This is a genomic window from Streptomyces sp. NPDC005181 (assembly GCF_040608395.1).
Lineage (GTDB): Bacteria > Actinomycetota > Actinomycetes > Streptomycetales > Streptomycetaceae > Streptomyces.
Genome location: NZ_JBEXID010000147.1, coordinates 1 through 10,147, shown reverse-complemented (window position 1 = coordinate 10,147; position 10,147 = coordinate 1). Strand labels below are relative to the sequence as shown.

Here is a 10,147-nt window from a genome sequence, read left to right as displayed (position 1 = left end):
TCGAGCAACTCGCCGAAATGTCCGCGAGAGACACCAGACAGGGCAGGATGGGAGCAGGCCGCACGGGCCCAGGTCAGCTTCACAACTCACCCAACACGTGCGGCCCTTCTCATGTCACGGCCCGACCAGGCCCGCTCGAATTTCCCCCAAGGTCGTAACCGCTGGTCCCGGCGCCGTCGGTGGCCGCGGAGTTGAACACATTGCGCCACCAGCCGCCGCGCTCCTTGAAGTACATGGCCTGCTCGTCACGTCCGAGCAGTTCGGCCCAGCGGCCGAGAGCCGCGTCGGCCACCGAGTCCTCCAGCGTCTCCGCCGCGCCGCCCCAGCAGTGGCACACGTCCTGGGGTGCGTAGTGCGACGTCAGGTACTGCGCCAGATTGGGCCGCTGCCCGGTGCACTGGCCGGGGCATCCCGCATCGGAGAGACCGTCGTCGACGGGGACGGTCGCCTGGCGCGCGAGAGACTCGAAGGCGCCTTCGTAGTCGAAGTTCCGTACGCCCATTGCGTAGAAGGTGGCCAGGGTGGCCGCCGTCGGGTCGCCGGTCATGACGTGCGTGGCGCCGTTGATGTGCACCCAGCGGTCCCATACCCCGCCGTTCTGCTGCGCGAAGTTGTACAGCGACTGGGCGAAGTCACCGGCGATCTCCGGCTTGAGCAGCGCGAGCAGCTGGATCTGGGCGCGGTACTGGTCCCACCCGGAGAAGTTGCTGTACTGCGCTCCCTGCCCGCGCTTCACCCGGTGCGGCGCTCCGTCCATGCCCGGGTAGCGGCCATCGGTGTCGCTGATCAGGTTGGGCTGCATGAGGGAGTGGTACAGCGCGGTGTAGAAGGTGGTGCGCTGTGCGGTGCTGCCGCCGCCGATGCGCACGGAGCGCAACTCCCGGTCCCAGGTACGCTGCGCGGCGGCCGAGACGTCGTCGACCCCGGCGTGCGGGGCCACTTCCTCCTTGAGGTTGGCCTCGGCCCCGGCCAGGCTGACGTACGAGATGCCGATCCGCATATGGACATCGTTGTCGGCACTGCTGTCGAACCCGACCCAGCCGCCGGAGCCCCGCCCGGCCCGGTCGGCGCCGGTGGCGTAGCCCTCACCGCCGCTGCCCGTGGTCGCGCCCGGGGTGAGCGTGCCGTCCTTCCAGGTACCGGTCGAGGCGAAGCCACGGTCGAAGGAGGCGCTGAAGTAGAGCCGGTAGTAGCTCTTGCGGTTGTTGGTACCGCCGTTGGCGCGCCGTCCGCAGAACGCGCCGGTGAGCACCGAGCCGGTCACCTTGTGGTGTACGGGATCGATGGCGACCTCCGCGTCCTCGCTGCCGTTGAGCGAGTTGGAGACCCGGAAGAGCAGGTTGGCGGGCTTGCCGGCGGGGAAGCTGAAGTCGGCCACGCCTGCGCGGCGGCTGACCGCCAGGTCGGCGGTGGCGCCGTTGTCCAGCCCGAGGGTGTAGCGGCCCGGCACAGCGCGCTCGTCGTCGTGCGAGAAGTTCGCGGCGTAGACGGCGTCCTTGGTGTCGGCGGACGGCGAGGAGGTGACGTCCCCGACGAACGGCATGATCGGTACGTCACCGGCAGCGCCCGGGTTGCAGCCGGCGCCGTTCACATGGGTCAGGCTCAGTCCGCGCAGCCGGGTGGTGCCGTAGTCGTATCCGTTCGCCGCGCCGGTGCTGGTCTGATCCCCTCTGGTGCTCGTCGGCGATCAGCCGATCATGCCGTACGGGAGGGTGGCGCCCGGGAACGTGTTGCCGCCGTTCGCGGTGCCGATCAGCGGATCGACGTAGGCGGCGGGGTGCGTGACCAGTCCGGTGGCCGCCTCGGCGGCCGGGGGCATGACCGCGGCGGCGAGCGCACCGCTCAGGATCACAGCGGCCGTTCGCGCGCCGAAGCGCCTCGCCACGGGCAACGGTCTGAGGGGCATGTCGCTTTACCTTCCGCGAGGTTGGACAACGTTGTCGACAGCCGGGGTCCGGCCGGGGCAACGTTGATCGATGCGCGGCCGAGCGTAGATGCCGACGGCGTGTCAGGGAATGCGGCCAACGGTGAGCCCGGTGAACGAGCGGTGAACGAAGACGGCGGGCGGCCGTATTGCCGGCCCATATCCATATGCACCGCCAACAGGCGCAGTTGTACCGCCCGGGCGGTGGGTGCGGACACCTACGGCGGCATGGGGGACGTCGTGCCGCGGGCGACCACGACCATGCTCTCGCTCTCGGCAGTGAGCCGCCCCGCGACCGATCGCCGTACCAAGGGCGGGTATCGAGCCCGCACCTCCGAGGAGGGCCGCCGATCGTCAAGAAAATAGAGCGCGGTGTCGTACCGGCTGTGACAGGGTCCGGGTGAGCGTGTGCCCTCAGCAGGTGTCCGCAGAGTCCGACCGAGCCGATCCAGGAGCGTCCGATGGCGACACCACCACGCCTGATCCCCCTGCTGCAGCAGTTCGACTTCGCTCGGGGGCGCCTTGCCGACCGCATGACCGGCCCCGTCATGGACAGCGGCAACGGCACGGACATCGAGGTCGTGTCGATGACCGACGAGGAGTACCTCTGGGAGCCGGTGCCGGGCTGCTGGTCGGTCCGGCGGCGCACGGCGGGGCCTGGGCCCGGAGCGACCGTTCTCGTCGGCGCAGGTGACTGGGGCCGCGACGCGACGCCTCCACCGCACCCCACACCGCCGCCGTTCACCACCCTGGCGTGGCGGCTGAGTCACCTCAGCGAGTTGCTTGCCCTCCGCGCCGACCACACGAACGGCAGCCATACCCTGACCCGGGACGACTACGTGGTCGCCGGGGACGCCGCCGGGGCGGTCGCGGCCTTCGAATCCGGCGCCGCCGCTTGGCGGGAGGCGCTGCTCGGCGCCGACGACGCGGCGCTCGACACCGTGGGACACAGCACCTACCCGCATGGCAGCGACCCGGAGGATCCGTTCATCGAAACGGTCTGGTGGGTCAATCAGGAACTGCTGCACCATGGGGCCGAGATCGCCCTGATCCGCGACCTGTTCCGCGCGCGGCGGGGCTGACGCAGAGCCCTGGCGGCGGCGGGGGCGCAACGCGCCGAGCCCCGCCGGATGTCCGGCAGGGGTGAACAACAGTTCCCATTCTTTTCAGTGGATGTCCGGTATTCTCGGTGAATATTCTGATGTTGTGAAGCTTTCCGAATGGGCGCCACGCAACGGTGGGCCTTACCAGACCGCGTGGACCTGGGCGAAAGAGGGCCGTATGCCGGTCCCGGTCGTCCAGACACCGTCGGGTACACGGCTGGTGGCCGAGCCCGCCCCGCAGGCCCCCGGGCGGGTCGTGGTGTACTGCCGTGTCTCGTCCGGTGACCGGAAAGGGGACCTGGAGCGCCAGGTCGCCCGGACCGTGCAGGGCGCAACGGGCCAGGGACTCACCGTCGCTGACGTAGTAACGGAGATCGATCGCGACCGCCTCGCCCGGTTCGGCGTCGAGCACCTCGAAGGAGCCCTCTCGGCCGCGGGACGACGCCTGATCGTCCTCGACTCGGCCGAGACCGCCGACGACCTCGTAGGCGACATCACCGCGGTCCTGACCTCGATGTGTGCCCGCCTGTACGGCCGCCGCTGCGCGAAGGATCGCGTCGCCCGGGCCGTCGCCGTCGCCACCGGCGAAGAGGCGGCCGGGTGAAAAAGTTCAAGTCGCAACCGGGCGTCGTCGTGAAGGCACGCAAGCTGGCGCTGGACCCGAACGCCACGGCCAACCGCCACCTGCGCTCGCACGCAGGCGCCGCGCGGGCCGCGTACAACTGGGCCGTCGCCTACGTCACTGCCGTGTGGTGGCAGCGCAAGTCCGAGCAGTCATACGGCATCCCCGAGGATGAGCTGACCCAGTGGCGGTCGTGGTCGCTGCCCTCGCTGCGGAAGGCGTTCAACGAGGACAAGCGCACCAACTCACGTTTCGCCGGCTGGTGGGAGGAGAACTCCAAGGAGGCGTACAACACCGGTCTGGCAGGCGCGTCGGCTGCGTTCGACAACTACGCGAAGTCGAAGAGCGGCAAGCGCAACGGCCGAAAGATGGGTATCCCCCGCTTCAAGTCGAAGCGGAAAGCGCGCCTTACCTGCAAGTTCACCACCGGAACAATCCGCATCGAGCCTGACGGCGGGCACGTCACCCTGCCCAGGATCGGCACCGTTCGCCTGCACGAGAACCGAGCTGACCTGCGGGCCGTGATCGACACGGGGAACGCGCGCATCCTGTCCGCGACGGTCCGCCTGGACCGGGGCCGCTGGTTCGTCGCGCTCCAGGTCGAGCAGCGGCACGAGCTGGTGAAGGTTGCCCGCCCTAACGCCGCGGTCGGTATCGACCTCGGTATCAAGACCCTCGCGGTCCTCGCCGACAGCGACGGCGTCCTCAGCGCAGAACCCAACCCACGCCACCTCGACCGCGCGCTAAAGCAGTTGCGCCGCGTCAGCCGTGTCGTCTCGCGTCGGCATGGCCCCGACCGGCGCACCGGTCAGCAGGCCTCCCGCCGCTGGGAGAAGGCCAACCAGGCGCGGAACAAGATCCATCACCGGGTTGCGAACCTCCGCGAGGACACCCTCCACAAGATGACGACCCACCTCGCCTGCGAGTACGGCACGATCATCATCGAAGACCTGGGCGTCGCCGGAATGGGCCGCAACCGGCGCCTGTCCCGCCGCGTCGCGGATGCCGCGTTCGGCGAGATCCGACGCCAGCTCACCTACAAGACCCGTCGGCGCGGCACACGTCTCGTCGTCGCAGACCGCTGGTTCCCCTCCTCGAAGACCTGCTCGCGCTGCGGTGCGGTGAAAGCCAAGCTGCCCCTCAGCATGCGCGTCTTCGCGTGCGACAACTGCGGTCTCGTCCTGGACCGGGACGCGAACGCCGGACACAACCTGGTCGCTCTCGCGGCCCGTAGAACAGGTACCGGAGTGGCCGGAGACCTGGACAACGCCGTCGAGGCGGAGTCGAAGCCCCGTGGAGCCGACCGCAAGACCCGCACCACCCGCCCGCGCCGCGAGGCCGGGACGGTGCGGGCAGGTGGCACAATCCCCAGTCCCCGGGCCGGGAAGGAAACGGGAGACCGTCAACAGGACCCCGGCGCGCAACCCGCGTTCCGGTGAGACCGTTACGGACCATCCCGGCGGAAACGCCGGGATTGTTGAGATCACTTGATGATCAAAGCAACGGCTCGTCGTGTCAGACGGCTCGCTCGAAGGTACTGGGCGGGCTTGTGGATCTCGCCGCCCAGTTCGCGCGCCGCGTGCTGCGCCCATGACGGGCTCCGCAGCAGCTCCCGCCCGAGGAGCACGGCGTCCGCCTGCCCGTCGGCCACGATCTTCTCCGCCTGCTGCGGCTCGGTGATCAGTCCCACGGCCGCGACGGGCAGCGAGGTCTCCTCGCGCACCCGGGCGGCGAAGGGGACCTGGTATCCGGGTCCCGTCGTGATGCGGGCGTTCGGAGCGTTGCCGCCGCTGGAGACGTCCAGCAGGTCGACGCCGTGGGCCTGCAGCTCCTGGGCCAGCCGAACCGTCTCGTCGACGGTCCAGCCCTCACGGTCGTCCTCGTCGTTCTCGGTGAGCCAGTCCGTGGCCGAGATCCGGAAGAAGACGGGCAGGTCCTCGGGCCATACCTCGCGCACGGCATCGACGACCTGCAGGGCGAACCGGACGCGGTTGTCGAAGCTGCCGCCGTACTCGTCCGTGCGCCGGTTGCTGTGCGGGGAGAGGAACTGTCCGACGAGATAGCCGTGGGCTCCGTGCACCTCGGCGACCTCGAAGCCCGCGTCGAGGGCTCGCCGAGCGGCCTCGCGGAACTGCTCGACGACGCCGTGAATCTCGTCCACGGTCAGCTCGTGCGGTACGGGATGACCCTCGTCGAACGGGAGCGGGCTGGGTGCGACCGGCTGCCAGCCGTCCTCGTCCGGGCCCACGGGACCTCCGCCCAGCCAGGGGGCGGCCGTCGATGCCTTGCGGCCGGCGTGGGCGAGCTGGATGCCGACGGCGGAGCCCTGGCTCTTGATGAAGGTGGTGATCCGCCGGAGGGCGACCACCTGGGTGTCGTTCCAGATGCCGAGGTCGGCGGGGCTGATCCGGCCTTCGGGGCTGACGGCCGTCGCCTCGGTGAGGATGAGACCGGTCCCGCCCACGGCGCGTGCGGCGAGGTGGGCGAAGTGCCAGTCGGTCACGACGCCCGCGTCCGGCCCCACCGCTTCCGCGCTGTACTGGCACATGGGCGCCATCCATACCCGGTTGGGTATGACAAGCGACCTCAAAGTGCAGGGCTCGAACAGGACACTCACGACGGACTCCGTTTCGCCGGGACGACAGGACCGTTAGTACGATACCTCTCGTAGTACGACGTTCGTCAAATTACGATGACTCTCGTACAACGCGACGATGCAGGTGAGGCCCTTCCCGACTCGGGGAAGGGCCTCACCTGCGAGTCGTTCACGACTCAGGCGCGGCGTCGCAGTGTGATCTCCGCGTCCGCGTCATAGCCCTGGGTCCAGCTGCGCCCGGCGCCCGAAGTCCAGGTGACATGGACGGTCGCCCCGTCGACCCTGACGGCTTCCACCGTCATGGCCCGGTCGCCGTCCCGTACGTCACCGCGGCGCAGCTCCTGCGCCGTGACGGTGACGGGCTCCGCCGACTGCGCGCTCTCCACCTCGTCCGCCGCACGGGTGAGAGCCGCAGCCAGTTCCCGGGACCGGGCAGGGGTGCAGATCAGTGAGAGCTCCCCCGCCGGACCCGCTACCCGGACCTCGACTCCCGCCCCAACGGGGGTCACGCCCAGGATCGCACCGTGCCCGTCGGCGTCCTCGATCTCACCATTCATCGCTCTGCTCCTCTTGCCCGTCCCACGGCTCACTTCAGCCGGAGGCTCTCCTGCGGGCCCAGGTAGCTGGGCTTGAGGCCGCCGGTGTCGACCACCAGGTTCTGCAGCACCACCGTCGGGTCGACCATCCAGAATTTCAGCACATGCACACCGGCCCGGCCGATGTGGTGCACCGTACTGGTGCGGTTGACGTTGTCGGAGGTGTTCCGCGCCCACTGGACGTTCATGGTGCCGTCGTCGGATCCCGTCACCGCTGTGACGTTCACCCGCTGCGGCGCGTCGTCGTCGAAGGAGACGGCATAGGTGAGGCCGTCGGACGCCAGCGCGTTGTTGCGGGGCGACAGGTACGCGTGCACGGTGACCGGCCCGGTGGTGAACAGGCTGACCCGGTACTCCAGCCGCGGGCTGCTGCCGCCCGGGCTCTGGCGGGCGGCGGTGACCGGGAAGGGCTCCATACCGTCGCCGGTCCGTCCGATGCCGGGGATGCGCTGCCAGGTGATCCCGTTGCCGCCGACAGAGCGGGAGTAGTGGTCCGCCTCGATGGAAACGTATCCGTTGGCCTCCACAAATCCTTCGAGCTGCGAGCGCCGCTCCTTGGGGTGGTCGATCACGGCCTGGACGACGACCTTACGTCCGTCCGGACCGCTGACTGTGATCGGCACCTCCGTGACACCCTTGGGCGCCCGTGACCAGTCGACGCGGAAGGTGATCCGGTCCTGCTTGTCGACCCGGCCCCTGACGCGGTCGGCGACGAGCCAGGAAGCCCCTGTCCTGATCCGGTAGTCGAACGGGGCGGCGCCCCGGTTGAACACCTCGATGTACTGCGCGGCCTGGCTCTGGTACGGGCTGAAGGCCGGCAGCACGGCCGGGGAGCTCTCTTCGGGCCACCACTTGTCCGAGCCGTCGACGGCCACGCCCATCTCGGCGCCGGCCGGGAGGTCGATGCGCTTGACCGCGGGGAACAGCACGTCCTTGATGGCGACGTTGTTGAGCTCGGGCTGCTGCCAGGGGGCATTCGGCCCGTAGCGGGCCACATCGCCGTAGTCGATGTGCGGCTGGGTCTGGAACCCCTGCCACTTCCCGTCGGCGACCTTCGTGTTGAAACGGTCCGCCAGCGCCAGGTCATCGGCGAGTCGGGCCTCGGCGGCGGCCGCCAGATCGTTGGTGAGGGCCCGGCCCTGCGCCGCGTAGTGCAGGTTCTTGAACTCGGCCTCACGCAGGGCGTACAGGTTGGCGGTGGCCTGCGCCTCGTAGCCGACCAGTTCGTACCAGGCGTCCTGGACGGAGGCGGGGATCCCTCGGCCGATCCGCTCGGCGTCGGCCCCGAGCCGCTGCCACTCCTCGGTGACGCGCTCCAGCTCGCGGTAGTCGGTGAGGCTGAACGGGGTGGCCTGGTCGTCGTAGACGATCGCCGACGCGTCCTTGGCGGGGTGCTTGGCCGGGTCGAGGGCGATCTTGCGGTTGAGCAGCTCGGGCTTGCGCCGGGACTGCAGCTGCGCGTACGTACGGAGCACCTCGGCGATGTCCTCGGCCTGCTGCTCGCCGAAGTTCTGCCGGGCGTACTGCTCCTCCCACTCCGGCAGCCGGTCAAGGGTCCAGCGACCGGGGTTCCAGGCGTACTCCAGGAAGAACTGCGTGGGCAGTTCGTTGCCCTTGAGGTCGCCGACGTTGGTGACCCAGAGGCCGTGGTTACCGTAGGCGACGGACTGGTGGAGCTGGTCCCACATGTTCGGCAGCGAAGCGGTGTCCACCCACTTGTAGTTGCGGCCCACCCCGACGTAGTCGAAGTGGTAGTAGAGGCCGTAACCGCCTTCGCGGGCATCGTTCTTGAGATCGGGCAGCTTACGGATGTTGGCCCAGTTGTCGTCGGTGAGGACGACGGTGACGTCGTCGGGCACCCGCAGGCCGCGGTCCCAGTACCGCTGGACCTCCTTGTAGAGCGTCCACACCTGCGGAATCGTGGTGACGTCCTTGCCGGAGACCTCGGCCAGGATCTGCCGCTGGGTGGCGATGATCTCGGTCATCAGCTCGATGCCGTCGCCGTCCGGCAGGCTGACATCGCCGTTGCCGCGCATGCCGAGGGTGACGACGCCCTCGAAGTCATCGTCCTTCATCCGGCGGATACCGTCGGCCCAGTACGCCTTGATCGCCTCGGCGTTGCGACGGAAGGACCACTCGCCGGTGCCGCCGTAGGGGTCGTGACCGGGGGTGGTGATGTTGCCCGCGCTGTCCCGGACGGCGGCGACGGCGTGCCGGTTCCACTCCTCGATACCGCGCATCATGGGCGCCTCGTGCGAGGTGCCCATGACGACGCCGTACGCCTTCGCGGTGGCGTGGTTCTTCGGATCGTCCTCGGCGAACGCGCGGCCCCAGACAGCCGGCCAGAGGTAGTTGGCCTTGAGGCGCAGCATCACTTCGAAGATCTTGGCGTAGAAGTCGGCGTTGAAGCCGCCCTCGAAGCCGGGGGCCTTGCCGGGGCCGAAGAACGCCGGTGCCCAGGTGCCGAGCGCCGGGTTCTCGTCGTTGATGAAGAACCCGCGGTACTTCACGGCCGGGGTGCCCTGGGTGTGGCGGCCGGGCAGGACGTACAGCCCGTCCCGGTGTACGGGGGTGACGTCGTCCCACCAGTACCAGGGCGATACGCCGATCCCCCGGGAGACGTCGTACGTACCGTAGATCGTGCCGCGCTGGTCGCTGCCCGCGATCACGAAGGCCCGGTCCACGCCGGGCAGCGGCTTCTCGACGACGGTCTGGAGGCTGGTCTCCCACTTGCCCTTGATGCCGGAGACGTTGAGCTTGCCCGCGGCGATCAGTCCGTCGATCAGCGGGCTGCGGCCGATGGTTCCGATGATGACGATCTCGCGGCCCTTCGGCGTCGCGCCCCGCGAGAGAACGGGGCGGACGCCGGTGACGCGCTCGATGTCGGCCTGGAGGTCACCGGCCACCCGGACGACGCCCGCGTAGTCCCGGTCACTGACCAGGATGGGGGCCGCTGCACCCGCCCTGAAGAGCGGGAAGCTGCCGGAGCGGGGCGTGAAGGAGATGTACGCGCCGGGGTCGGTCGGCTGCCCGGCCGCGCCCGGCGCGGCGGCCAAGGCCTCCGACGAGAGACCGAGCAGCGAGCCGAGAGGTGTTGCTGTCAGGGCGGTGAGCCCCAGTCCGAGCCCCAGAATCGATCTGCGGCTCACATGTTGCGGGAAGTGCTTGTCCATACTGCTCTCCCAGTTTTGTTCACACCCATGACAAATTGGGCTCTCCTGCCGTATGTGTGGGTGCTCTGACCTGCCCTGATACGTGAAACACGCCGTCTCCTGTGATCCTTGAGGTGTTGAGGCTCAAGTTGGA

6 protein-coding genes and 1 pseudogene are annotated in these 10,147 nt (G+C 69.2%); 3 read left to right on the top strand and 4 right to left on the bottom strand.

Annotated elements, in window-relative coordinates:
* Window positions 1-184: 184 nt before the first annotated feature.
* Window positions 185-1,906 (bottom strand): annotated as a pseudogene (locus tag ABZV38_RS37825) (GH92 family glycosyl hydrolase); the annotation flags it as partial.
* Window positions 1,907-2,385: 479 nt separating this feature from the next.
* Between ABZV38_RS37825 and ABZV38_RS37820 the strand changes: the two are divergent.
* The 3 genes from ABZV38_RS37820 (at window position 2,386) to tnpB (ending at window position 5,088) form a co-directional block, all read left to right on the top strand.
* Complete coding sequence (locus tag ABZV38_RS37820; RefSeq protein ID WP_356333176.1) at window positions 2,386-3,006, top strand: DinB family protein; 621 nt, start codon at window positions 2,386-2,388, stop codon at window positions 3,004-3,006.
* A gap of 124 nt (window positions 3,007-3,130) precedes the next feature.
* A complete protein-coding gene (locus ABZV38_RS37815) occupies window positions 3,131-3,631 on the top strand; it encodes an IS607 family transposase (RefSeq protein WP_356333175.1) in 501 nt (166 codons plus the stop codon).
* Entirely contained in the window at window positions 3,628-5,088 is a 1,461-nt protein-coding gene (gene tnpB / locus ABZV38_RS37810) for an IS607 family element RNA-guided endonuclease TnpB (RefSeq protein ID WP_356333173.1), read from the top strand. Before ABZV38_RS37815 ends, tnpB begins: the two co-directional genes overlap by 4 nt.
* A 44-nt stretch (window positions 5,089-5,132) precedes the next feature.
* Here the strand turns inward: tnpB and ABZV38_RS37805 are convergent, their stop codons facing one another.
* From ABZV38_RS37805 to ABZV38_RS37795, 3 genes are all read right to left on the bottom strand, one after another.
* Entirely contained in the window at window positions 5,133-6,266 is a 1,134-nt protein-coding gene (locus ABZV38_RS37805) for an NADH:flavin oxidoreductase/NADH oxidase (protein ID WP_356333171.1), read from the bottom strand.
* Window positions 6,267-6,421: 155 nt separating this feature from the next.
* A complete protein-coding gene (locus tag ABZV38_RS37800; RefSeq protein WP_356333169.1) occupies window positions 6,422-6,802 on the bottom strand; it encodes a hypothetical protein in 381 nt (126 codons plus the stop codon).
* 29 nt (window positions 6,803-6,831) lie between these two features.
* The gene (locus ABZV38_RS37795; RefSeq protein ID WP_356333166.1) at window positions 6,832-10,014 is read right to left on the bottom strand and encodes a glycosyl hydrolase 115 family protein; all 3,183 of its coding nucleotides are present in this window, start codon (window positions 10,012-10,014) and stop codon (window positions 6,832-6,834) included.
* Window positions 10,015-10,147: the final 133 nt, after the last annotated feature.